Annotated in this window: 18 protein-coding genes; 11 read left to right on the top strand and 7 right to left on the bottom strand. The window is 72.3% G+C overall.

The window, feature by feature from the left end; translation table 11 throughout:
* Nucleotides 1-192 precede the first annotated feature (192 nt).
* The 3 genes from AB0C28_RS28835 to AB0C28_RS28825 all read left to right on the top strand — a co-directional run bounded on the left by AB0C28_RS28835 (nt 193) and on the right by AB0C28_RS28825 (nt 5,537).
* Nucleotides 193-3,369, top strand: coding sequence for a LuxR C-terminal-related transcriptional regulator (locus AB0C28_RS28835; protein ID WP_358078803.1), 3,177 nt, complete (start codon nt 193-195; stop codon nt 3,367-3,369).
* Entirely contained in the window at nt 3,366-5,045 is a 1,680-nt protein-coding gene (locus AB0C28_RS28830; protein WP_358078800.1) for a putative N-acetylmannosamine-6-phosphate 2-epimerase, read from the top strand. Before AB0C28_RS28835 ends, AB0C28_RS28830 begins: the two co-directional genes overlap by 4 nt.
* 90 nt (nt 5,046-5,135) lie before the next feature.
* Nucleotides 5,136-5,537: a DUF488 family protein gene (locus AB0C28_RS28825; RefSeq protein ID WP_357835556.1), complete on the top strand. Its 402-nt coding sequence runs from the start codon at nt 5,136-5,138 to the stop codon at nt 5,535-5,537.
* 41 nt (nt 5,538-5,578) lie between these two features.
* Here AB0C28_RS28825 and AB0C28_RS28820 read toward each other — a convergent pair whose 3' ends face one another.
* From AB0C28_RS28820 to AB0C28_RS28810, 3 genes are all read right to left on the bottom strand, one after another.
* Nucleotides 5,579-6,193 carry a hypothetical protein gene (locus AB0C28_RS28820; protein WP_358078797.1) on the bottom strand — a complete coding sequence of 205 codons (615 nt, stop codon included), beginning with the start codon at nt 6,191-6,193 and terminating at the stop codon, nt 5,579-5,581.
* Between the two features lie 94 nt (nt 6,194-6,287).
* On the bottom strand, nt 6,288-7,223 hold the full coding sequence (locus tag AB0C28_RS28815; RefSeq protein ID WP_358078795.1) for a LysR family transcriptional regulator: 936 nt from the start codon (nt 7,221-7,223) through the stop codon (nt 6,288-6,290).
* Nucleotides 7,224-7,322: 99 nt separating this feature from the next.
* The gene (locus tag AB0C28_RS28810; protein ID WP_357835548.1) at nt 7,323-7,805 is read right to left on the bottom strand and encodes a cation:proton antiporter regulatory subunit; all 483 of its coding nucleotides are present in this window, start codon (nt 7,803-7,805) and stop codon (nt 7,323-7,325) included.
* Between the two features lie 253 nt (nt 7,806-8,058).
* Between AB0C28_RS28810 and AB0C28_RS28805 the strand changes: the two genes are divergently transcribed.
* The 3 genes from AB0C28_RS28805 to AB0C28_RS28795 all read left to right on the top strand — a co-directional run bounded on the left by AB0C28_RS28805 (nt 8,059) and on the right by AB0C28_RS28795 (nt 12,761).
* Entirely contained in the window at nt 8,059-9,822 is a 1,764-nt protein-coding gene (locus AB0C28_RS28805) for a potassium/proton antiporter (RefSeq protein ID WP_358078792.1), read from the top strand.
* Between the two features lie 363 nt (nt 9,823-10,185).
* On the top strand, nt 10,186-12,516 hold the full coding sequence (locus tag AB0C28_RS28800) for a tetratricopeptide repeat protein (protein ID WP_357835540.1): 2,331 nt from the start codon (nt 10,186-10,188) through the stop codon (nt 12,514-12,516).
* Nucleotides 12,517-12,551: 35 nt separating this feature from the next.
* Nucleotides 12,552-12,761, top strand: coding sequence for a hypothetical protein (locus AB0C28_RS28795; RefSeq protein ID WP_357835537.1), 210 nt, complete (start codon nt 12,552-12,554; stop codon nt 12,759-12,761).
* Nucleotides 12,762-12,766: 5 nt separating this feature from the next.
* Here the strand turns inward: AB0C28_RS28795 and AB0C28_RS28790 are convergent, their stop codons facing one another.
* The 3 genes from AB0C28_RS28790 to AB0C28_RS28780 form a co-directional block, all read right to left on the bottom strand.
* A complete protein-coding gene (locus AB0C28_RS28790; protein WP_358078789.1) occupies nt 12,767-14,305 on the bottom strand; it encodes a polysaccharide lyase family 1 protein in 1,539 nt (512 codons plus the stop codon).
* Between the two features lie 501 nt (nt 14,306-14,806).
* Nucleotides 14,807-15,076, bottom strand: a complete 270-nt coding sequence (locus AB0C28_RS28785) for a hypothetical protein (RefSeq protein WP_358078786.1) — start codon at nt 15,074-15,076, stop codon at nt 14,807-14,809.
* On the bottom strand, nt 15,070-16,404 hold the full coding sequence (locus tag AB0C28_RS28780) for an ATP-binding protein (RefSeq protein ID WP_358078783.1): 1,335 nt from the start codon (nt 16,402-16,404) through the stop codon (nt 15,070-15,072). Before AB0C28_RS28780 ends, AB0C28_RS28785 begins: the two co-directional genes overlap by 7 nt.
* A 210-nt stretch (nt 16,405-16,614) precedes the next feature.
* On the opposite strand from AB0C28_RS28780, the gene AB0C28_RS28775 reads away from it, so the two are divergent.
* The 5 genes from AB0C28_RS28775 to AB0C28_RS28755 all read left to right on the top strand — a co-directional run bounded on the left by AB0C28_RS28775 (nt 16,615) and on the right by AB0C28_RS28755 (nt 23,103).
* Nucleotides 16,615-17,154 carry a hypothetical protein gene (locus AB0C28_RS28775; RefSeq protein WP_358078780.1) on the top strand — a complete coding sequence of 180 codons (540 nt, stop codon included), beginning with the start codon at nt 16,615-16,617 and terminating at the stop codon, nt 17,152-17,154.
* Between the two features lie 162 nt (nt 17,155-17,316).
* Complete coding sequence (rph, locus tag AB0C28_RS28770) at nt 17,317-19,938, top strand: rifamycin-inactivating phosphotransferase (RefSeq protein ID WP_358078777.1); 2,622 nt, start codon at nt 17,317-17,319, stop codon at nt 19,936-19,938.
* A gap of 173 nt (nt 19,939-20,111) precedes the next feature.
* Nucleotides 20,112-21,332 carry a site-2 protease family protein gene (locus AB0C28_RS28765; protein WP_358078774.1) on the top strand — a complete coding sequence of 407 codons (1,221 nt, stop codon included), beginning with the start codon at nt 20,112-20,114 and terminating at the stop codon, nt 21,330-21,332.
* Between the two features lie 59 nt (nt 21,333-21,391).
* Nucleotides 21,392-22,651, top strand: a complete 1,260-nt coding sequence (locus AB0C28_RS28760; RefSeq protein ID WP_358078771.1) for a cytochrome P450 — start codon at nt 21,392-21,394, stop codon at nt 22,649-22,651.
* 227 nt (nt 22,652-22,878) lie between these two features.
* Complete coding sequence (locus AB0C28_RS28755; RefSeq protein WP_358078768.1) at nt 22,879-23,103, top strand: hypothetical protein; 225 nt, start codon at nt 22,879-22,881, stop codon at nt 23,101-23,103.
* 73 nt (nt 23,104-23,176) lie between these two features.
* On the opposite strand, the gene AB0C28_RS28750 is transcribed toward AB0C28_RS28755, so the two are convergent.
* The gene (locus tag AB0C28_RS28750) at nt 23,177-23,395 is read right to left on the bottom strand and encodes a cold shock domain-containing protein (RefSeq protein WP_357835510.1); all 219 of its coding nucleotides are present in this window, start codon (nt 23,393-23,395) and stop codon (nt 23,177-23,179) included.
* Between the last annotated feature and the right edge of the window lie 13 nt (nt 23,396-23,408).

Genomic DNA, 23,408 nt, shown 5'->3' with positions numbered 1-23,408 from the left:
GTCCGGGCCGGTAGTCCCACATCCGTGGCGACCACGGAACCGACCACGGAACCGACCACGGAACCGACCACGGAACCGACCACGGATTCGCACCACGGGTGGGGGCCACGGATGGGGGCCACGGATGCACGGGGGCGTGCGGCGGGGGCGGGGCGAAGGGAGTGTCAGTGCCGGATACGGCAAACTAGGACGGTGCTGGCAGAAGTGGAGATATCACCTCGTGAAGCCGAGGTCCTGGAGTTGGTCGGTGCCCATCTCAGCAACGCCGAGATCGCGGCCAGGCTGTGCATCTCGGTCCGTACCGTGGAGAGCCACGTCTCCTCACTGCTGCGCAAGCTGGAGGCGCCGGACCGGCGGGCGCTGGCCCAGCGCGCACCCGAGCCGCCCGGCTCCGGCCCCTCGCGCCCGGCCCCGGTGCTGCCGGCCCCGCTGACCTCGTTCGTCGGCCGGGTGAACGAGCGGGCCCAGCTGACCGAACTCATCAGAACCCACCGCCAGGTCACCGCCGTCGGGCCAGGCGGGGTGGGCAAGACCCGGCTCGCACTGGCCGTGGCCGCGGACGCCGCCGGCGACCACCCCGACGGCGTCTGGTTCGTCGACCTGGTGCCGGTCGCCGACCCCGGCATGATCGCCACCGCGGTCGCCGGCGCGCTCGGCCTCGGCGAACAGCCCGGCCGCGACCTCACCGAGTCCGTCCTCGCCGCCCTGGGCGACCGGCACGCCCTGCTCATCCTGGACAACTGCGAGCAGGTGGTGGACGGGGTGGCCCTGTTCCTCGAACGACTGCTCGCGGCCTGCCCCCGCGTGACGGTCCTGGCCACCAGCCGGGCGCGGCTGATGGTCCCGTTCGAACGGGTGTATCCGGTCCCGCGCCTCTCGCTGAGCACCGACGGCAGCTCGGACGCGGTCGCCCTGTTCCTGGAACGAGCCGCAGCAGCCGGCCACCCCCTGACCCTCACCCCCGCCCCGAACCCCGGAACCGATCCCGAGCCGGCCCGCACGCTGGAGCGCAGGATCGATGATCCGGTGCCGGACTCCGTTCCGGGTGTGTCGCTCAGGGAGCGGATCTCCGTGATCTGCGAGCGGCTGGACGGGATGGCGCTGGCGATCGAGCTGGCCGCCGCCCGGTATCCCACCCTCGGGCTGGACGGCATCACCGCGGCCCTGTCCCATCCGCTCAGGATGCTCACCGGCGGCTCGCGGGCCGACGAGCGGCACCGTTCGATGCGGGCGGCGCTGGACTGGAGCCATGCCCTGCTGGAGCCGTCCGACCGGGCGCTGCTGCGGCGGGTGTCGGTGTTCGTGTCGCCGTTCACCGTCATAGCGGCGGCCGAGGTGACCGGAGCGGAGGAGGGCCTGGTCGCCGACGGACTGGCCCGGCTCGCCGAGCAGAGCCTGCTCACGGTGACGGCCTCCGCCGCCGGCACGGAGTACCGCGCGCTGGAGACCATCCGCCAGTACGGGACGGAACGCCTCACCGAGACCGGCGAGCTGGCCGACGCCCGAACCCGGCACCTGTGCTGGTGTCTGGCCCAGGCCGCCGGACTGGCCGTAGTGCGGCAGGACTGGCGTGCCAGGTTCGACCTGGTGGCCGACGACCTCCGCGCGGCCCTGGCATGGGCGGCCGACCAGCCGGAGCAGCGCGCCGGCGCCTGCGACCTGGGCCGGCGCCTGGCGGAGCTGACCTTCACCCGCAACCTGACCGGTGAGTCCCAGCGGCGCTACGAACAGGCGGCCGAACTCGCGGCCGACCCCGCCGTCGCCGCCTCGATGCTCCGCCAGGCCGCGGCCGTGGCCGGCTGCCGGACCGCCGGCGACGACATGTACCGCCTGCGCCGCGCCGCCGCGACGGCCGCCCGCGAGGCGGGGGACACGGCGGGCGCCGCCGTCGACCTGGCGACCGCCGCCACCATCGCGTTCCGCTTCTCAAGCACGTTCACCCGGCTCCCGACCCGCGACGAAGCCCTCACCTTGATCGCCGAGGCCCGGAAGACGGTCACCGAGCAACCGGCCGGTGGGCGTGCGGTCGGCGAGGGCCCGGCTGACAAGGGTTCGGCCGGTGCGGGTCTCGTTGGTGGGGGTCCGGCCAGTGCGGGTGCGGCCTACGAGAGCTTGGCCGGAGCGGATCCGGCCGTGCGGGCTGCGCTGGCGCTGGCTGAGGCGGCGGTGCTCACGGACGCGTTCGGGGCCGCCCAGGGGCCGCCGGGCAACGCCGTACAGGAGACGAACGCGCGCGCCGAGCGGGCGGTCGAGCTGGCCCGCGAGACCGGCGACCCGCTCGCCGAGTCGGCCGCACTCGACGCGCTCACCGGCGCCCAGAGCTGGGCCGGCGACACGTTCGCCACAGCGGCCACGGCCCGGCACCGGATCGCACTCCTGTCGTCCCTGCCGATCCCACCGGCCAGTACGCGCGGGGTGTTCTCGCCGGGCCGCACCCGTGAGGTGCTCTCGCCGACCGGTACCCGCGAGCCGATGTCGTCGTCGGGCACCCACGAGATGATCTCCCCGGCCGCGACGCACGAGATGATCGACGCGCTCGGCATCGCCGTCGAGGCCGGTCTGGGTGCGGGGGACGTGCTCGGCGCCCGCCAGTGGGCGCGCCGGCTGGCCGAGCATCCGTCGCTGGCGGAGGCAGGCCACCGCGCCACCTGTCGGCTGCTGATGGTCGACGCTCTGGCGGGCGACGTCGGCGAGGTGCTCACCGGCAGCGTCCGGTTCCTCGACTCATGGCGGCGGGCAGGCAGCCCCTCCCGGTCGATACTGTCCCCGGCGGCGGCCGGCGTGGCGATGATCCATGGCCTCCGCGGCGACCACGACGCCCGGCGCGAATGGCAGGAGGTCCTGGAACTGCTCGGCACCCCACCGGAGCACACCTACGGCTACGGGGCGGTCTTCGACGCGATACTCCTGTTGCACCACGGACAGGCAGCGGAAGCGCTGGAGCGGATGGCTCCTGAGCCCCACCAGGTGTGGAAGTGGGTCACCTGGATCTGGCTCCACTGGTACGTCGCGCTCCGGGCCGAAGCGGCCGTACTCGCCGGAAGCCCCGACGCCCGCGTCCGGCTGACCGAGGCAGGGGACCTCGTCGCGGGCAACCCGGTCGCCTCCGCCATCGTGCACCGAGCCCAGGCCCTGCTCGGCGGCGACGGGGAAGCGCTGGTCGCCACGGCGGACGCGTTCGCCGCCGCCGGCTGCCCGTATCAGTCCGCACGAACCCTGCTGCTCGCAGGCGGCGACCACGCCGAACGCGGCACCTCCGCCCTCGCCGCCCTCGGCATCACCCCCATGACCCCGCCCCCCGACGCTGTGCCCGGAATGCGCCCGTCTGACGTGAGCTCCGAAAAGAGCGGAGGAAGGACGCCGCTGTGAAGGCCCCAGAGATGAGGCGTGCGGCCGGCCCGGTCGTAGGGGTCGTTGAGGGGATGGAGGCCGCCGTCGGGGTGGACATCGGTGGGACGAAGACCGCTGCCGGGCTGGTCGATCCGTCCGGTGTCGTGCTGGTCACCGCAACCCGGCCGACCCCCGCCGCAGAGGGACGCGAGGCAATCCTCGACACCGCCGCCGAGCTCGTCCGTTCCGTCGCCGGCGACCGATGGGGGAGCATTACCGCGGTCGGCGTCGGCAGCGCGGGAGTCATCGACCCGGAACGCGGGGTGGTGGTCTCCGCCACCAGCGCCCTGGCCGGCTGGGCGGGCACCGATCTGCGCGGCGGCCTGTCCCGCAGGCTCGGCGGCCTGCCCGTCGCGACCGGCAACGACGTGCACGCGCACGCCCTCGGCGAGCAGTGGCGCGGCGCCGCAGCCGGGTGCGCGGACGTGCTGCTGGTCGCCGTCGGCACCGGTGTCGGCGCGTCCATCGTGCTCGGCGGAAAGGTACGGTACGGGCCGCGCTCCGTGGCCGGGCACGCGGGCCACATGCCCGTGCCGGCGGCGGCCGGCGCGCCCTGCCCATGCGGCGGCACAGGACACGTGGAGGCGGTCGCGTCCGGCCCCGCGCTGCTCGCCGAGTACCGCCGCAGGGGTGGGACGCGGGCCACCGACCTCGCCGGGGTTGCTCGGCTCGCCGCCGCCGGTGACCCGCCGGCCACGGACGTCCTGGCCACCGGCGGGACCGCACTGGGCCAGGCGATCGGCGGGCTGATGAACGTCATCGACCCGGAGATCGTGGTCATCGGGGGAGGCGTCGCCGGCTGCGGCGACCCCTGGTGGCAGCCGGTACGCGCGGCCATCGCCGCCGAAACGCTGCCCGCCCTGCGCGACGTCCCGATCGTGCCCGCCGCCCTCTCCGCGACCGCCGCCCTCCTGGGCGCCGCCCGCCTGGCCCTGACCACCACACCGACGCCCTGGGCAACCACCACAGCCACGGGCACAGCCGCAGGCCCGGCGGAGGCGGGTCAGGCCTACCCCGGTGAGCCGATGCGTGACCCCGGCACCATGTGCCGCATCGCGCAGGCGGCCGCTGCCGGTGGGGCCGCTGGGATCCGGGCTCAGGGGATCGAGGACCTGCGCCGCATCAGGGCCGCGCTCGACCTGCCGCTCATCGGTCTGTGGAAGGACGGCGACGGCGAGGTGTTCATCACGCCGACCCTGGATCACGCCCTCGCCGTCGCCGAAACAGGGGCTGACATCGTGGCGGTGGACGGCACCCTCCGGCCGCGCCCCGACGGCCGGACGTTCGCGGAGATCGTCGTCGCCGTGCACGACCGTACGGGCAGGCTCGTCATGGCGGACGTCTCCACCTACGAGGAGGGCGTCGCCGCCGCCGAGGCGGGCGCGGACGTGGTCGGGACGACGCTGGCCGGGCACACGCCGTACTCCAGGCCCGGGGCGGGCCCCGACCTTGAGCTGGTCGCCGCGCTCAGCCACGACCTGCCTGTCCCGGTGATCGCCGAGGGCCGGATCCACACGCCTGAGCAGGCCGCCGCGGCCGTGGAGGCGGGCGCGCACGCCGTCGTCGTCGGCACCGCCATCACCCATCCCACGACCATCACCCGCTGGTTCGCCGACAGCGTCAGCCGATCGCCACAGGAGATCCATCCCAAGTGAGGCCGTACGGTGACCCCCTTGTCAGGGAGCTGCATCGTCGCGGAGGAGTCTCTGAACTCGGCTTGACGTCCGTCGGCGTAGCGTCGGGGCATGAGAGGAACGACGGCGGGCGGGCCCCGGCGGGAAGAGGCGCATCATGACGGCAGAGTCCGGGTGCGCCGGGTCTACGAGGAGCCGGCCGACGACGACGGTACCAGGGTGCTGGTGGACCGGATCTGGCCGCGCGGGCTGAGCAAGGACAGGGCGCACCTCGACGAGTGGTGCAAGGAGGTCGCCCCCTCGACGGAGCTGCGTACCTGGTACCACCACGACCCCGACCTGTTCGCCGAGTTCGGCCGCCGCTACCGCGAGGAGCTCACCGAGCCGGGACGGGCGGCCGCGCTGGCGCACCTGCGCGAGCTCGCGCAGGGCGGCGTGCTGACCCTGCTCACCGCGACCAAGCAGGCGGAGATCAGCGAGGCGGCCGTGCTCGCCGAACTGCTCCGGGAGTGACGAGGGCTCAGACCGTGCCGGGCTTCGCACCGTGCCGGCGCTCAGTCGGGTGTCTCGGCCGCGAGCAGTTCGGCCGAGAGCAGGATGGGTGAGTCGAACGGGGAGCCGACGTGGTAGGCCGCGTACCGCCCCGGGGCCAGCAGCCCCGCGTCCACCCTCGCCGTCAGCGAGTACGTCAAGGGGCCCAGCCGCACCTCCCGCCCGCCGTCCCCGTCACGTACCTCACCCACCACCCGCTGGACGGGTGCCGCCGCGCGCAGCACGTCGAGCAGGTCGCGGGCCTGGCTCTGGGGCAGGCCCGCGGCCATGCCCATGAGGAGGAGCACGATGGTCGGGCCGAAGAAGAAGAGGACGAACAGGCTGTCGCCGGTGCGCGGCGCGCCGGTCACCACATTGATCAGGGCGGACACCAAGGGGATGACGAGCAGTACCAGCACCACCGCGCCGCTCAGGACCAGCCCGGCCACGTGGCGGGCGAGGCGCCGGATCAACCGGCGCCGCTGCCGGGGGGCCAGCAGGCCTGCCCGGTTCGCGTCCAGGTCGGCGGGGGAGCAGCGCAGCTCCGTGGCCAGCAGCGCGGCCATCCCGCGTAAGGCGTCGAGATCGTCCGCCCATGCCGGAGCCGGCTCGACCCGCTGATCTCCGTCGTACGGCATCCCGGCCCCCTCCGCCGAACCTGCGTCCCGAGCACCATTGAGCCCGCCGGACCGCGCGATGTCCATGCCCCCACGGCCCGAGCCGCCCGATCGATCACGAAACGGGGAAGAAGGCGCGGTCCGGGCCGGGCAGCCAGTGGGTCCCGGCGGAGTACGGGCGGAAGCGGTCCTTCACGTAGGCGATGAGCAGCGGCAGCGACGGATGCCGGTTCGCCTCGTGCCACATGAGCGACCACGGGTACACCGGCGTGGGATCGATGATCGGGATCTCGACGACGTCAGGAGGCGTCGGATACTGCCGCTTGTTCCCGAACGTGACGACGTCCGGCGAGCCCGCCACCCGCTCCGCGATGTGATCACGCCCGAAGAACGGCCCCGAGCTGTCGATGCGCACCCCGAACTCGGCGCTGAGGAACCGGTAGAAGTCCGACCACTCGCTGTCGTGGGCGGCGTTGCCCGGCATCCACGCCGTCGAGTCCGACAGCTCCTCCATCCGCACCCGCCTGCGCCTGGCCAGCCGGTGCCGGCGGCCGACCAGGACCGGGATCGGCTCCAGGCAGGCGGGGACGCGCCGGATCCCCGGAGCGAGCGGCTCCATGGCGCGGCCGAACGCCGCGTCGACCGAGCCGTCGGCGAGCATCGACCCCCGCGAGCCGGCGCCACGGGAGACGACGATGTCGACGTCCACGTCGCCCGCCTCGTAGAAGGCCCTGACCAGGTCCATGGAGGCCGTGTCGCGGCCGAGCACGTCGATGCGCAGGGCGCGGCGGCGCGCCCGCAGCATCGCCGCGGCCTGGTCGGCCATGCTGATCAGCGCCCTGGCGTGCGGGAGGAAGGCCGCGCCGTCCTCGGTCGGCCTGACCCCGGCACGGGACCTGAGCAGCAGGGCCACGCCCAGGTCGGATTCGAGCTTGGCGATCCGCTTGGACACGGCCTGCTGGCTCATGCCCACGCGGGCGGCCGCGTCGGTGAAGTGCCCGTCCTCGACGACGGCGAGAAAGGTCCTGACGGCGCCGAGGTCCAGCTCCATGAAGCACTCCTGGTCGTCGTACGTCGGGTGTCGGCCGCAGCACATCGTAGGACGGATGCGAGGCGGCGCCGGCACGACCAGGAGGCGCGCCCCCCGTGTCTACCCGTGCGTCAGGATGTCCGCGACCTCCTGCACGCTCTCCTCGCTGCCCACGACGACGATCACGTCGCCGGCGTCCAGCGTGAACTCGGGCCCCGGGCTGGAGACGATCTGCGCGCCGCGCACCACCGCCACGATCGACGCGCCCGTACGGCTGCGCACCCGCGCGTCGCCCATCGGCCGGCCGGCGTACGGGGAATCGGCCGGGATCGGGAGCTTCTCGCTGACCAGCCCCTCCACCTGGTGGTGCAGCTCATCGAGCCGCCGGACGATGCGCGGCGCGCCGAGCAGTTCGGCCAGGGCGTCGGCCTCGTCGTCGTTCAGCACGACGACCGCGCCCGCCTGGTCAGGATCGTCGGCGTCGTAGATCACCAGGTCGCGGCGGCCGGTGCGGTAGGAGACCACCCCGATGCGCCGCCCGGAGCTCGTCCCGAACAAATGTCGTAGTCCGATCCCTGGCAACGCCGTCTGCTCGATCTCCACCGGCCACCTCACGTCCTGTCCCGGTACGCATGGACCGCGCCCGCATCCCGATCATTTCCGAGACCGTACCTGGCCAAAACCGTGGACATCACTTCCACTCCCGATGGGTACAGCCCCGGGATGGTGCCGACGTCACGCCGTCCGCGCGCCGGCATCGCATCCACGACACCGTGATCCGGTAAGTGCCGATGCGACGCTATGCCCCGTATCGTCACAGATCCAGACACTTTCCGCCGTCACGTAAGGGTTTACGATGAGTCTGCTGCAGCTGTACGGGGTGTTACTGGCCGGCGGGATGGTGCTGCTCGCCGGCATCGCCGCCGCACGCACCGCCAGCAGGCTCGGCCTGCCCAGCCTGCTGTTGTTCCTGGCTCTCGGCGTGCTGCTCGGCGAAGACGTGCTCGGCATCGACTTCGACGACGCCCAGCTGGCCCAGACTCTCGGCACCTCGGCGCTGGCCATCATCCTCGTCGAAGGCGGGCTGAGCACCCGGTGGGCCGACATCCGCCGGTTGCTGCTGCCGTCGGCCCTGCTGGCGACGGTCGGCGTCACGGTCAGCGTGGTGATCACGGCCGCCGGAGCGCACTACCTGCTCGGCATGAACCTGCAACTGGCGCTGCTGCTGGGCGCGATCATCTCCTCCACCGACGCCGCCGCCGTCTTCTCCGTCCTGCGCGTGCTGCCCCTGCCCCGCCGCGTCGCGGGCATCGTGGAGGCCGAATCCGGCTTCAACGACGCCCCCACCGTCATCCTGGTGCTGGTGTTCTCCGCCGCCCCCGGCAATCTGGGCGATCCGCTCTCCATCGCCGGGCAGATCTCGTTCGAACTCGCGGCGGGCGCCGCGATCGGGCTGACCTGCGGCTGGGCCGGCACCCTCGCGCTGCGCTACGTGGCCCTGCCCGCCACCGGCCTCTATCCGCTGGCCACCGTCGGCCTGGGCATCATCTCCTTCGCCGCGGCGGGCTTCGTGCACGCCTCCGGCTTCATCGCCGCCTACCTGGCCGGCCTCGTGCTCGGCAACGCCGTCCTGCCGCACCGCGCCGCCACGCGCTCCTTCGCCGACGGCATCGGCTGGCTGGCCCAGATCGGCCTGTTCGTCATGCTCGGCCTGCTGGTCACCCCGCACGAGCTGCCCGGCGTGCTGCTGCCCGCCGTCATCATCGGCGCGGTCCTGCTGTTGGTGTCCCGGCCCGCGTCCGTACTGGCCAGCCTGTTCCCCTTTCGCACCGGCTGGCGCGACCACGTCTTCATCTCCTGGGCCGGGCTGCGCGGCGCGGTGCCGATCGTGCTGGCCACCTACCCGATCGTCGCCGAGGTGCCGGGCAGTCATCAGCTGCTCAACATCGTCTTCGTCCTGGTCGTCCTGTTCACGCTGCTGCAGGGGCCGACCCTGCCGCTGCTCGCCCGCGTGCTCGGCATCGCCGCGCCGCACCAGGCCAGGGAGGTCGACATCGAGTCCGCGCCGCTCGACGTCCTGGCCGCCGAGCTGCTCACCCTCACCATTCCGCCCGGTTCGCGGCTGCACGGCGTGGAGATCTTCGAGCTGCGGCTGCCGAAACCGTCCATCGTCACCCTCATCGTCCGCGACGGTGACACGCTCGTACCCGAGCCGGGAACGCTCCTGTGCGAAGGGGACGAGGTCCTGATCGTCACCACGCCCGGCACCCGTGACCGGGTCGAGCAGCGGCTGCGCGCCGTCGGCAGGGGCGGGCGGCTGGCCGACTGGCACGGCGGACAGGGCGACGCCGAGCCTGGCGGCTCCGGTCCGACCGGCGCGCCGGCATCGACGACGCCGGTCTCACCGGCCCGCGCCGAGCCCCTCCCGGCGAGCGGGCCGGAGAACGACCCAGGAGACGGCTCAGATGGCGGTACGGGGGACGGCCCGGGCGGCGGGGCACGGCGGGGACGTCCGTACTGGCGGACGAAGCTGGGCGGCCGGATCCGCCCCACGAGAATCACCCCGTCGGCCCCGCCCGAGGAGGAGTCACTGCCCGAATCCGACCGTGCCGTGAACTGACGCGCGGGAACGGTCCTGTTTGGCCCGGCGCGGATCGGGGCAGCGCTACCACCTTGCGGGATCGGCGGCCCGCCGGCGGAACGCGGACGACACGACCGCCTGACGGCGCCGCCGAGCGTCCGTCCGACGACGCGAAGGAGGCTCAATGGACACCGCAGGCTGGATCATCTCCGCCATCGGCATCATGATCGCCCTCACCATCGCCTGGAGGATCGGCAGAGGAAAGGACCGGACCCGCCGCTGACCCCCCTCGAACAGGCCTGTCCCCGGCGCGAGCCGGGCTTGATCCCGACCGCCGGGCGAACGGCCGCATGACATTGTGGTGTCATGGCGGGTGCCCGCCGCCGGGATCGAGGGAGTGTCATGTCAGCTGGGACGGCAGAGGGCGCCGGCGAGGCGGGCCGCAGCCTGGGAACGCTGCTGCGGGCCTGGAGGGACCGGGCGCTGCTGACCCAGGAACAGCTCGCAGACCGGGCGGGCGTCAACGTCAGGACCATTCGGCGGCTCGAAGGCGACGCCGTGGAGCGGCCCCGCGCGGCCTCGCTCCGGCTGCTGGCCGACGCGCTCGGGCTGGACCCGCGCGAACGGGACGTGCTCACCGCCGCGGCGCGTACACCGGCCGTGGAGCTTGATGGGACGGACATCGAGGAGCCGCCGCGCCCCCGGCAGCTCCCGGTCGGCGTGACCGGGTTCGCCGGGCGCACCGGCGCGCTGGAAGAGCTGGACCGCCACCTCGACCCGGGCGCGGGAGGCACGAGGATCTGCGTCGTCTCCGGCACGGCCGGCGTCGGCAAGACGTCGCTGGCGCTGCACTGGGCTCACCATCGGGCTCACCGGGGGCGCGGCCGGTTCGAGGACGGCGAGCTCTATCTGAACCTCCAGGGGTTCGGCCCGGCGGGCGACGCGGTCGATCCGCGCGATGCGCTCGGGGCGTTCCTGGAGGCCATGGGCGTGCCGACACGGCGCGTCCCCGAGGAACTGGCGGCCAGGGCCGCGCTGTACCGGACGACGCTGGCCGACAAGCGCGTCCTGGTCGTGCTCGACAACGCCCGCGACGCCGAGCAGGTGCGCTGGCTGCTGCCCGGCGGCCCCGGCTGCTGCGTCATCGTCACCAGCCGGCACAGCCTGAGCGGCCTGATCACCGCCGAAGGAGCCGGTCTCGTCACGCTGGACCTGCTCTCCCGTACGGAGTCACGCGACCTGCTCGCCCACCGCCTCGGCCGGAGCCGGATCGAGGCGGCCCCCGCCGCCACCGACGAGATCATCGACGCGTGCGCGCGCCTGCCCCTGGCCCTGGCCATCGCCGCGGGACGGGCGGTCACCAGCCCCGTCCTGCCGCTCGACGCCCTGGCCGCGGACCTGCGGCGGGGTGGCGGCGACCTGGGCGGGCTGACCACCGGCGACCCGGCCACCAGCCTGCGGCTCGTCCTGGCCCGCTCCTACGACGTGCTGCCCGGTGACGTGGCCGGCCTGTTCCGGCTGCTCGCCGTCCACCCCGGGCCCGACCTCACCGCGCCGGCGGCGGCCAGCCTGGCGGGCATCGACGAGGCGCGGGTGAAGGAACTGCTCGCCGCCCTGCTCGACGCGCACCTGGTCATGGAGGTCACGCACGGCCGCTACGCCTGCCACGACCTGCTCCGCGCCTTCGCGCTGGAGCTGACGGAGAGCACCGGCGACGAGATCGGGGCGGCGGCGGGCCGGGTCGTGGATCACTACCTGCACACCGCGTACGAGGCCGCGCTGCGCCTGCACGTGCCCGCCGAGTGGCTGCTGCCCTCCGAGCCACCCGCGCCCGGCGTCCGGGCCGAATCCCCGGCCGGGCGCCGGCAGGCGCTGGCCTGGTTCCAGGCCGAGCACGCGGTCCTCGCGGCCGTGCTCCGCCAAGCCATGACCGGCGGCCGGTACGCCCAGGCGGTCCGGCTGGTCTCGGCCCTGCAGTTCTGGCTGCTGCGCCAGGGACACCGGCAGGAACACCTCGACTGCCTGCACACGGCGCTGGAGGCGGCCGCCCGCACGGGCGACCAGCGGGCGCGGGCGGCCACGCACCGCTGGCTCATCCCGGTGACCGCCGAACGCGGCCAGGCCGACCAGGCCTACACACACTTCCGCCGGGCGATCGCGTACGCCCGCGAGGTCGGCGACCTGGCCGAGGAGACGTTCTCGCTCTTCGACATCGGCCTGGCCTGCGTCCACGGTGGACGGATGGAGGAGGCGTTGGGTCACGCGCTGGCCGCGCTCGAACCCCTGCGCGCCGCCCGCCTGACCGTCACGGAGGCCTACGTCCTGAACCTGATCGCCTGGTGCCGGCGCGCGCTCGGCGACCACGAGCAGGCGCTGCAAGCCGCCGAGAAGGCGCTGGCCATCGCCACCGAACGGGGCGACGAGTCCGTGCAGGGCCACATCCTCGACACGCTGGGGATGATCCGGCACCACCGGGGCGAGCACGACGAGGCGGTCGCGCACTACCGGCGCGCCCTGGCCTCGTGCGGTGCGCTCGGCCACCGCTACGACGAGGCCGAGATCCTGCTCCACCTCGGCGACACGCTCCAGGCCGCCGGCCGGCCCGGCCAGGCGGCGGACACCTGGCGCCGCTCCCTGGCCGTCCTGGTCGAGCTGGGGCACCCCGCGGCCGACGACGTACGGGCGAGGCTGCGCGACCACGACCCTGCCCCGCCCGCACTTTTCCCCGAATAGGCGCGCCCGCCGATTCACCTTCACTGTCACGGGGGATGCGGGAGACGGCACGTCCTGAGCGGGTGCTGGATCCGGACAACGACCCGCTGCACAGGTTCGCGCACGAGCTCAGACAGCTGCGGGTCAAGGCCGGGCAGCCCAGCTACCGCGAGCTCGCCAAACGCGCGCATTTCTCGGTGACGGCGCTTTCCGAGGCGGCCGGCGGCCGCGGAGGCCGTCGGACCGACGGCCTCCGCCCGACCTGAGCCCACTACCCGGCGTAGGTCTCGAACTCGGCGACCCTTGGCGTGCCGTTCGAGCTGGTGATCCGGAACGTGATCTTGCTCAGCGAGGTCGGCGTGAAAGTGATCGCGCCCGCCCCCGTGCCCGACTTCAGCACCGCGCCGTTGCCGGCGTTGAGCAGTTGCCAGGACCCGATGCCACCGCTCGACCCCGACGGCTCGCGGATGACGACGCTGGAGACCGTCGTGGCGGAGCCCCACTTGATCGAGATGTCACCGGTCGAGCCGGAGGGCGACCAGTAGGTGCTCATGTCGCCGTCGCGCACGTTGCCGTAGCTCGTCCCGCTCGCCTTGCTGGAGCCGTCGGAGCCGGCCCCGATGCTGAGGTTGGTCCCGCCGGGCGGAGGGGTGACCGTCGGCGTCACGGTCGGCGTCACCGTCGGGGTGGTCGTGGGTGTCTGGGGCGTGCAGGAGCCGTCCGACACCCGCAGCCCCTTGTTGGCGCCCGCCGTCTGGCGGACGACGTCCGGCACGCAGTTCGCCCCGTCGAGACTGTAGGAGTACGGGACACTGACGGACGTGTTCGACTGCGGGTTGGGACCGGCGGGGTTGTTGTCGCCGCTGCGGCTGGACCAGGTCACGTTGTCGAAGATGTTGCCGCTGACCTGCCAGTAGCCGGCCTCGTCGGTGTAGAAGGTGCCGAGAACGTCCTTGGAGTCCTCGAAGTAGTTGTTGTCCACTTTGGCACGGCCGCCGGCCCGGGAGTTGATGCCCGACTCGTGCAGGTCCGCGTAGTGGTTGTTGTAGATGTGGGCGATGCCGCCCCGCAGCAGGGGTGTGCGGGAGTCGATGTTCTCGTACAGGTTGTGGTGGAAGGTGACGTAGCCGTTCGAACGGTCGCTCTCGCTGGACCCGATGAGCCCGCCGCGGCCGGAGTTGCGCAGGGTGCTGTACGACAGGGTCACGTACTGGGTGTCGTCCTTCATGTCGAAGAGGCCGTCGAAGCCCTCCGGCTCGCCGCCCGACGCCTCCAGGGTGACGTGATCGACCCACACGTTGCGCACGCCGCTCTCCATGCCGATGGCGTCGCCGCCGTTCGACGTGGGGGAGCCCGACTTCTTGACGTTCCTGACGGTCACGTTCTGGATGATGATGTTGCGGGCCTCGCGGATGTGGATGCCCAGCTGGTCGAAGACGGCGCCGTTGCCGACGCCGATGATCGTGACGTTGCTGATCTGCTTGAGCTCGATCACGCCGGCGGCGGTGTTGCAGCTCCCGCCCGACACCTTGGAGGTGTTGCCGTGGTTGATCGTCCCCTCGACCTCGATGGTGATCGGGGTGCTGCTGCTGGCCCGGCCGCACAGGGCCGCGTGGATCGCGGTCCCCGTCGTGGCCCGCACCGTCTGCCCGCCCGCGCCGCCGGTGGTCCCGCCGTTGGCGCTGGCGTACCCGGTGACGGTGCCGACCGCCGCCGACGCCTGCATCATCGGCAGGGCCACCGCGGCGGCGGCCGCCGTGGCCGCCGCGGCCAGCGCCGCCCCGAGTCGTAACACGACTGCTCGTCTCATGCTCGTCCCGCCTTCGTCGTCGGATGCCGCATGCGTTTCTCACGGTCCCTGGCGCGCTCCCAGGCATGGGCCGATGGCCGCGGGGGGCGCGGCGGCGGGCCGGTCGTGGGTTTGCGTCAGTGCCCGGGGTGACCGTAGGAAAGCGCTTTCCTCGTGTCAACGAGCCGTGAAACTTTCATCGCGGGGTTGGGGGAGGCTGCCTGCCCGGCCGTTCGCGTTCCTCCATACACCGGAAGGGTGTTGCCCGAGGCGGTGAGAGCGCTGGTCAGCGGTGGTCGAGGCGTGCTGTGGCCGTACGGTGCGAGGCCTGCGGCGGGTTGTCGCCCGGCGGGGCTCAGTCCGCCACGCCGCCGATCGGATCCTGCAACAACTCGGCCGCGAGATGCCGCAGTGGCCCCGTTCGGGCGCACCGTCTCGCGCGCGGGGGCGGTGTGATGGTCCAGGGATCCGGCAGGCCGTCCAGTGAAAGCATCACACAGCGGGCGTATGGCCGCGTCGGCCTCACACGCGCAGGACGGTGACCTGGCGGCCGGACGGTGTGGTGGCCTGTTCGAAGGCGCCTCGTTCGGCCCAGGGCGGGGCTTTGGAGCGTCGGTTGAACATCACCGGTACGCCGGTGTCGAGGGTGAGGCGGTCGTGGTAGTTGTCGAGTTGGGTGAGGCCCTCGGGGGTCGGGTCGTTCTCGCCCGGTCGCCAGACTTTGAGTTCCATGGCCTGGTGTTGTACGAGCCGTTCGCCGTTGGGGCCGGGGTAGAACCAGCGGATCAGCATGTGGAGGCGTTTGCTGCCGGTGGCGTATTCGCGGTCGAGTTGGCCGCCGCCGTTGACGAGGCGGTGCATGAAGGCCATGAGGATGATCTGGCAGGGGCTTCGTGGTAGCCCTCTTGCTGGGTGAGGACTTCGTCGTGTTCGCGCCAGAACACGACGAACTCCTCTAGCACGCGCGTCAGGTCGAACCGGCCGTCGGGCGGGACGAAACTGTGCGGGTCGGCGCGTACGAACCGCTCCGTGCGATCGCCCAGTACCCGGAGCAGGACCTCCTGGTAGATGGGGTTGGCGATGTCCAGGGTTCGGGTGTCTCGGATGAGGCCCAGATCGTGGACGTAGGAGACGGCGTGGTCGAAGGACATGTCCGTGTCCGGCGAGATGCCGGCCACGATCGGTTCGATGACCCGCATGACTCGGGGGTCCTGCAGCCGGGCCGCCAGGGAGTCGAGGTGGGTGCTGCGAGCTCGGATCAGCCGTTCCTTGGCAACGTCCACCGACTCGACGGTGATGGTGTCGGTCACTCCCATCTTGAAGGTGATCTCGTGGGCGAGGGCGTTGACCAGCCAGGGTTGTCCTTGGGTCAGCTCGTGGACTCGGTCGACCGCGTCTTTGGTGAATTCCTGGCCGGTTGCCTGGGTGTGCTGGTCGTAGAGTTCGGCGATCTGGTCGGCGGTGAAGTCGCCCAGGCGCAGTGAGTCGGCGAGGATGTTGAACGGGCTGGCCGGGTTGAACTGGTCGGGGGTGCTGCCGGAGGCGATCTTGTAGTCGCGCAGGTCGCGCAGCCCGCAGAGCACCACCGAGGCAGGAAACGGGTGTCCCTTGTGCCGCGCGTTGTGGCCGTCGCGGAGCTGGCTGAGGATGCTGACCAGACTGTCGCCCTGCAGGGCGTCGATCTCGTCGATGAGCAGCACGACCCGGCGGGGGCTGTGGCGGCACCACTCGCTCAGCGCCTTGATGAACTGGCTGCCCGGCCTGATCTGCGGCCAGGGATCCGGCGGCAGCAGTTTCTTCGGCCATCCCGACTGCGCGGCGGCCTGGCGGATGGAGTCCAGCAGCATCTCCTCCGCCCAGCCGACGTCGTCGCCTGCTACTTTGGCGCGTTCGCAGGAGAACGACAGGGCGGCGATGTCGCCCTGAGCGGTCAGCTCGGATGCCAGGGTGTCCAGCATGGTCGTCTTGCCGGTCTGCCGGGGCGCGTGCAACACGAAATAGCGGTCCATCTCGATCAGCGCCCGCGCCTCGGGAAGCCGTGGCGTGGGAGGCAGCATGTAGTGCAGCCGCGGATCACAGGGACCGGTGGTGTTGAAGTACTTCGCTCGGGGTGGTCGCATGGTCACATTGTGTCATCCGGCTCGCGCCGTGTCCGCAGAATTCACGGCCATTCGAACGACAGCGCGACATCAGTGAAGTGGCCGGAGACAACGCGCGCGAGCGGCAGGGGCCAGGCTCCCAAGGGTGAATGTCTCCCCCCGTGCGGGGGAGGCGCGCACGTTGTCGAAAGCTGGACGCTTGGGGCGGGCGTTCGAGGTCCGGAGGATGATGTGGCCGCTTCGTCGCGGGTCAGGATGACGGTCTGGCTGCTGCTGTGCGGGCTGGTGCCGTGGGCGGCGGTGAAGACCGTGTGGACCCTCGGCGGTGATGCCCTGGGCGTGACCGGCCGGGACTGGCGGCGGGGGATCGAGAGTGACGGGGGCGCCGTCTACCAGGCGCTGGCGGCCGTCGGCGTCGATCTGACCGTGCTGGCGGCATTGCTCGGCGTCTTCCTCGCCCTCGGGCTGGTGCACCGGTGGGGGAAGGTGTTCCCGCGGTGGGTGCCGCTGGTCGCCGGGCGGCGGGTGCCGGCTCTCCTGCCGCTGGTCCCGGCCTGGGGCGTGGGGTTGTGCCTGGGCGGGTACGGGATCGTCCTGCTGGTCATGGTGCCGCTCAGCCTGGTCGGGGTGATCCCGCCGTTCGCGCCGCCGGCGCCGTTCACCAGCAGCGGGGACGTGACGTGGATGATCCTCTTCGGCGGGATGGCCTTCGGCGGGCTGGGCTGCGCGCTCGTCGTGGGAGCGTGGTCGTACGCGCGTCGTAACACGTGAGACGAGCCGTGCGAGCGGCGTCAAAACGGGAGGTAAGCCTTCTCCCCGTCAGTTTCAGGTTATAGCAGATGCTCCCGCCTCATGAGAAATCGAAAAGTGCTCCATACTGCCGGTTGCCAATCGACCAGACGAGCGATGGAGCGACGGAAATTGGCTTACGTCATGCATTTCGATCAGATCGACTCGACGAAGGTCGCGGAGGTCGGCGGCAAGGGGGCGCAGCTCGGGGAGCTTTCCACGGTCGAGGGCGTCCGCGTGCCGGACGGCTTCTGCGTCACGACGGACGCGTTCCAGCGGGTCATGGCCGCGACGCCGTCGCTCGACGCCCAGCTCGACCAGCTCGCGCGGGCCGAACCGGATGACCGCGAGGCGATCGGCGCCCTGAGCGCCGAGATCCGCCGGGTCGTCGAGGGCGTCACGCTGCCCGGCGACCTCGTGGCGGAGATCGGCGCGGCGCTCGCCCGGCTGGGGGAGGGGGCCGCCTGCGCGGTACGGTCCAGCGCCACGGCCGAGGACCTGCCGACCGCGTCCTTCGCCGGCCAGCAGGACTCCTACCTCAACGTCGCGGGCCTGGACGCGGTCCTGCTGCACGTCCGGCGGTGCTGGGCCTCGCTGTTCACCGAACGCGCGGTGACCTACCGGCGCCGCAACGGCTTCGACGACCGCAAGGTACGCATGGCGGTGGTCGTGCAGCGGATGGTGTTCCCCGACGCGGCCGGGATCCTGTTCACCGCGGACCCGGTGACCTCGAACCGGAAGGTCGCCACCGTGGAGGCCGGGTGGGGGCTCGGCGAGGCGCTCGTCGCCGGGCTGGTCGCCGGGGACGTCTACACGGTGCGCGACGACCAGGTCATCGGCACGGCGGTCGCCACCAAGACCCGTTCGGTCCTGGCGGCGCGCGAAGGCGGCGTCGAGGACGCGCCGGTCGAGGCCGGGCGGCAGACGGAGCCGGCGCTGACCGACGCCCAGGTCCTGCGGCTGGTACGGCTGGGCCGGCACATCGAGGCGCACTTCGGCCGGCCCCAGGACATCGAATGGTGCCTGGTGGGCGAGGATTTCCACATCGTCCAGAGCCGGCCGATCACCACCCTGTTCCCCATCCCCGAGGCCGGCGACCAGGAGAACCACGTCTACGTCTCCGTCGGCCACCAGCAGATGATGACGGACGCGATGAAGCCGCTGGGGCTGTCCGTGTGGCAGCGGACGACGCTGCAGCCGATGTACGAGGCGGGCGGGCGGCTGTTCGTCGACATGGCGCCCAAGCTGAGGACGCCGTCGGGCCGGGCGACCATGCTGGAGATGGTGGGGAAGTCGGATCCGCTGATGCGGGACGCGCTGCGGGCCGTCCTCGACCGCGGCGACTTCATCCGCACGACCCCGGACGACGACCCCGCCGACGCCCCGGCCAAGGCCGTACCCACTGATCTCGCCAAGGCCGATGAAGACCCCGACCCCGCGCTCGTCGCCGAGCTGATCAGGCGCGGTGAGGAGTCCTTGCTCACCCTGCGGCACGACATCGAGAAACTGTCCGGGACGGAGCTGCTCGACTTCGTCCTGGCGGACATCGCCGAGCTGAGGCGCGTCCTGTTCGACCCGCGCAGCCTCCCCCTGATCATGGCGGGGATGGACGCGAGCTGGTGGCTCAACGAGCACCTTGAGGAGTGGCTGGGCGAGAAGAACGCGGCCGACGTGCTCACGCAGTCCGTCCCGTACAACGTCACGTCGGAGATGGGCCTGGAGCTGCTCGACGTCGCCGACACGATCAGGCCGCACGCCGAGCTCGTCGCACTCCTGCACCGCGTCGTGGACGAGGGCGTGGACGAGGGCAGAGAGGGGGACGCCTTCCTGGACGAGCTGGCCGCGCTGGACGGCGGCCGGGAGGCGCGCGATGCCATCCGGAGCTATCTCGGCAAGTACGGCATGCGCTGCCCGGGCGAGATCGACATCACCAGGACGCGCTGGAGCGAGAACCCGGCCATGCTCCTGCCCGCGCTCCTCGGCAACGTCAGGAACTTCGCGCCCGGCGCCGCAAAGCGGCACTTCGAGCAGGGGCTGGAGGAGGCGCGGCGGAAGGAGCGGGACGTGCTGGCCCGCCTGCGCGCCCTGCCGGACGGGGAGGAGAAGGCCGAGGAGACCAAGCGCATGATCGACCGCGTCCGCGCCTTCGCCGGCTACCGGGAATATCCGAAATACGGCATGATCAGCCGCTATTTCGCCTACAAGCAGGCGTTGCTCCGCGAAGCCGATCGCCTCGTCGACTCCGGCGTCCTCCAGGAGCGGGAGGACATCTTCTTCCTCCGGTTCGAGGAACTGCGCGAGGTCGTCCGCACCGGTGACGTGGACGCCGGACTCATCCAGACAAGGCGGGAGGAGTTCCGTTCGTACGAGACGCTCACCCCGCCCCGCGTCCTCACCTCGGACGGCGAGGCCCTCACCGGCCAGTACCGGCATGACGACGCCCCCGAGGGCGCACTGATCGGGCTCCCGGTCTCGGCGGGGACGGTCGAGGGCCGTGCTCGGGTCGTCACCGACATGGCGCACGCCGACCTGGAGCCGGGCGACATCCTGGTCACCGCCTACACCGACCCGAGCTGGACCCCGCTGTTCGTGACCGCCGCCGGGCTGGTGACGGAGGTGGGCGGCATCATGACGCACGGCGCGGTGGTCGCCAGGGAGTACGGGCTGCCGGCCGTGGTGGGGGTCGAGCGGGCCACCCGGCTGATCAGGGACGGTCAGCGCATCCGCGTGCACGGAACGAACGGGTACGTCGAGCTCCTCGACTGAGCGCGCCGTACGTCCAAGTACGTCCAAGAAAAGCGATATCAGAGAGGACGCGGAGATCGCGGTATTTGCCGTGTGACCTCCCGTTATGCCGGGGTAGGAGGAGAGCAACGTGCACGCCGCGTGACCTCCCGTCACGCCCGGGTACGGGAAGCGGACACCGAACGGCAGGAGGAATGATGCGCTCCTCGATCCCGCTGGGCCGCATTGCCGGCGTCCAGGTCGGCCTCAACCTGAGCGTGCTCGTCATCGTCGTCATCCTGGTGGCGGGGCTGGCCCTCGGGCGCTTCCCCGTGGTCTTCCCCGGCTACTCGCCGGTGGTGTACCTGCTGGCCGGGCTGGCCTCGGCGGTGCTGTTCCTGGCGTCCCTGCTCGCGCACGAGCTGGCCCACGCCGTGACGGCGCGACGCAACGGCATCGAGGTCGAGCGGATCACGTTGTGGCTGCTCGGCGGGGTGGCCGAGCTGCACGGGGAACCCCGTTCGCCGGGCGCCGACCTGAGGATCGCCGTCGTGGGGCCGGGGGCGAGCCTGCTGGCCGGGCTGGTCTTCGGCGTGCTGGCGGGGCTGGTCGGGGCCACGGGAGGCGCGGCGCTGCTGGCCGGCATGTTCTCCTACCTCGCCGCGGTGAACGTGCTGCTCGCGATCTTCAACCTCATCCCGGCGGCGCCGCTGGACGGCGGCCGGGTGCTGCGCGCGGCCCTGTGGGCGCGCTGGGGAGACCGGGCGCGGGCGGCCATCGCCGCGGCGCGCGCCGGCCGCGTGTTCGGGTACGTGCTCATCGCCCTCGGCTTCCTCCAGGTCGTCACCGGCAGCGGGTTCGAGGGGCTGTGGCTCGCCCTGATCGGCCTGTTCCTGGTCAACGCGGCCAGCGCCGAGGAGCAGCACGCCCGGCTGGGCACGGCCCTGTACGGGGTGCGGGTGGCCGACGTGATGTCCGGCCCGCCTGTCGCCGCCCATCCCGACGAGAGCGTGTCGAGCCTCATCGAACGGGTCGTGATGCGTCAGCGCCTGTCCACGTACCCCCTCGTGGACGAGAACGGCGCGTTCGTCGGGCTGGTGACGCTCAACCGCATCCGCCGGGTGAGCCCGGAACGCCGGCCTCACACCCTGCTGCGCGACATCGCCTGCTCCCCGCAGGACGTGCCGCGGGCCGCTCCTGAGGAGGCGCTGACCGACCTGCTCGACCGGATGGGCGGCTGCACGGACGGGCGCGCCGTGGTGCTGGATCCCGCAGGCCGCCTGATCGGCCTGATCACCCCCACCGACATCAGCCGGGTCATCCAGACCGCGGGGCTGGGCGCGGCCGGCCCGTACTCGGGGCTGCGCGGCGCGGATCTCATCCCGGCGGCCCGCCCTCGTGACGGACGCGGCGGCTCCGATCATGACCGCGTCTGACCTGCGCGCGGCCGGGCGCGGCCGTTTCGCCGGTGACCTTGAAGGCGGGGACTGATCTCATGCTGGTGCTGGACGACACGATCTTCCTCCTCCTCGACGGCTACGGGTGGCTGCCCGGCCTGCTGCGGCGCTCCCACGGGCCGGTGGCGCACACCCGGCTGCTCGGACGGCGGGCCGTGGGCCTGCGCGGGCCGGAGGTGGCACGCTTCTTCTACGAGGACGGCAACGTCCGCCGCGGCACGGCGCTGCCCGAGCCGGTCAGGAGCACGCTGGCCGGGCCCGGCGCGGTGCACACCCTGGACGGCGCCTGCCACCGCGTGCGCAAGGCGGTGTTCATGTCGGTGCTGACCGGCGTCGGCGTCGGCTCACTCGCGGCGCACACGGGCGCGGCCTGGGACGAGGCGGCCGGCACGTGGGGCGACGGCCGCCGGGTCGTGCTCTTCGAGCAGGCCGCGCAAGTCCTGACGGCGGGCGTGTGCCGGTGGGCGGGCATGCCGGTCTGCGACGCCGAGGTGCCCGACCTGGCCGCCGACCTCACGGCCATGGTGGACGGGTTCGGCAGCGCAGGGCCACGGCACTGGCGCGGCCGGCTGGCCAGGATCCGCCGCGAGGCGTGGCTGGCCGACCTGGTCGGCGACCTGCGCGACGGTACCGACACCGCGCCGGCGGGCTCGGCCCTCGACGTGATCGTCAACTGCCGCGACGCCGGCGGCAGGCCGCTCGACGCCCGTACGGCGGCGGTGGAGCTGCTCAACATCATCCGCCCGACCGCGGCGGTGGCCTGGTACGTGACGTTCGCCGCTCACGCCCTGCACCGCTGGCCCGAACACCGCAAGGCGCTGCGCGACGGGGACGCGGCCCACACCGAGGCGTTCGCCCAGGAGGTGCGGCGGTTCTACCCGTTCGCGCCCTTCGTCGCCGGCGTCGCGGCCCGCGACCTGACGTGGGCCGGGGAACGCATCCCCGAGGGAACCCTGGTGCTGCTCGACGTCTTCGGGCAGAACCACGACCCCGAGCTGTGGGCCGAGCCGTACACCTTCAACCCGGGGCGCTTCGCCGGCCGCGAGCTCGGCCCGTACGAGCTGATCCCGCAGGGCGGCGGCGACCCGCTCACCGGCCACCGCTGCCCGGGGGATGACATCACCCTCGCCCTGCTCCAGGCCCTCGCGGTCCGCCTGGCCCGGCTCGACTACGACGTTCCCGAGCAGGACCTCACCATCTCCCTGCGCCGCATCCCCACCCTCCCCGCCAGCGGCTTCGTCCTGACCCTGCCCCAGCCCGCCCCCACCCAGCCCTCGGCGTCGTCCCTGCACTGCTGACCGGCGCGCTCAGGCATTCTTTCCGTGGGCGAGGTAGTAGGCGAGGTCCCGCAGCAGGGCGGCCTTCATCCCGTCCTCCGGCTCCAGCCCCAGCGCCTGCAACTGCTCGGCGGCCCGCTGCGCGGAGTCGCGGCCACCCTCCTGGGCCGGCGATCGGCCGCCCGGCCTCGGCGTAGGCGAGCATGGTGGGCCGGTGGAGCAGCCATCGCACGGTCAGCGCCGCACCCGTGGCCGAAGGTTCGGGCAGGTGTTCCGGTGCCCGCGCGTGGAAGATCTCCAGCACGACGATCCAGCCGCCGTGCCGCGCCGCCAGCATCACCGCCCGCTCGGTCTCCGCGCCGTCCTCCTCGCCGAGCAGGTCCCTGGCCTCCTCCTCGACCTCCGCGAACGTCGCCGGGGAGATCGAGGCCGGGTCACCACCGAGGATCCGCACCACCTCGTCCAGGTCGTGACCGCGAATCCAGCTGAGGCATCCGTCGGTAGGCAGCTGAGCGCGGGCGTCCCCGTCCCACGAAGGAACGGCCGTCACCGCTTGCGGATGTTCTCGGCCACGTAGTCGAAGCTGTCCTGCGGCCGTTCGACGAGGTCGAACTCGACCTCGTCGCCCTCCTCCAGGACCCGGTATCCCTCGCCCACGACCTCGCTGAAGTGCGCGAACGCGTCGCGCCCTGCCGGAAGCTCAGGGGAGGAGATCGCTCCCCAGCCCCTGTCGGCCTTCCAGAACTTCACCGTGCCACGTGTCATCACCCCATGATGG

Source organism: Nonomuraea sp. NPDC048892, assembly GCF_040649735.1.
Lineage (GTDB): Bacteria > Actinomycetota > Actinomycetes > Streptosporangiales > Streptosporangiaceae > Nonomuraea > Nonomuraea maheshkhaliensis.
The sequence above is the reverse complement of the archived record's forward strand: the minus strand, read 5'-3'. Positions and strand labels throughout refer to the sequence as shown.

Coding starts and splice junctions, on each gene's coding strand:
- AB0C28_RS28825 (WP_357835556.1), top strand. CDS start 5,136: ATGAGAGGAACGACGGCGGGCGGGCCCCGGCGGGAAGAGGCGCATCAT.
- AB0C28_RS28820 (WP_358078797.1), bottom strand. CDS start 6,193: ATGCCGTACGACGGAGATCAGCGGGTCGAGCCGGCTCCGGCATGGGCG.
- AB0C28_RS28815 (WP_358078795.1), bottom strand. CDS start 7,223: ATGGAGCTGGACCTCGGCGCCGTCAGGACCTTTCTCGCCGTCGTCGAG.
- AB0C28_RS28795 (WP_357835537.1), top strand. CDS start 12,552: ATGCGGGAGACGGCACGTCCTGAGCGGGTGCTGGATCCGGACAACGAC.
- rph (WP_358078777.1), top strand. CDS start 17,317: ATGCATTTCGATCAGATCGACTCGACGAAGGTCGCGGAGGTCGGCGGC.
- AB0C28_RS28765 (WP_358078774.1), top strand. CDS start 20,112: ATGATGCGCTCCTCGATCCCGCTGGGCCGCATTGCCGGCGTCCAGGTC.
- AB0C28_RS28785 (WP_358078786.1), bottom strand. CDS start 15,076: ATGCTGATCCGCTGGTTCTACCCCGGCCCCAACGGCGAACGGCTCGTA.
- AB0C28_RS28780 (WP_358078783.1), bottom strand. CDS start 16,404: ATGCGACCACCCCGAGCGAAGTACTTCAACACCACCGGTCCCTGTGAT.
- AB0C28_RS28800 (WP_357835540.1), top strand. CDS start 10,186: ATGTCAGCTGGGACGGCAGAGGGCGCCGGCGAGGCGGGCCGCAGCCTG.
- AB0C28_RS28805 (WP_358078792.1), top strand. CDS start 8,059: ATGAGTCTGCTGCAGCTGTACGGGGTGTTACTGGCCGGCGGGATGGTG.
- AB0C28_RS28760 (WP_358078771.1), top strand. CDS start 21,392: ATGCTGGTGCTGGACGACACGATCTTCCTCCTCCTCGACGGCTACGGG.
- AB0C28_RS28750 (WP_357835510.1), bottom strand. CDS start 23,395: ATGACACGTGGCACGGTGAAGTTCTGGAAGGCCGACAGGGGCTGGGGA.
- AB0C28_RS28790 (WP_358078789.1), bottom strand. CDS start 14,305: ATGAGACGAGCAGTCGTGTTACGACTCGGGGCGGCGCTGGCCGCGGCG.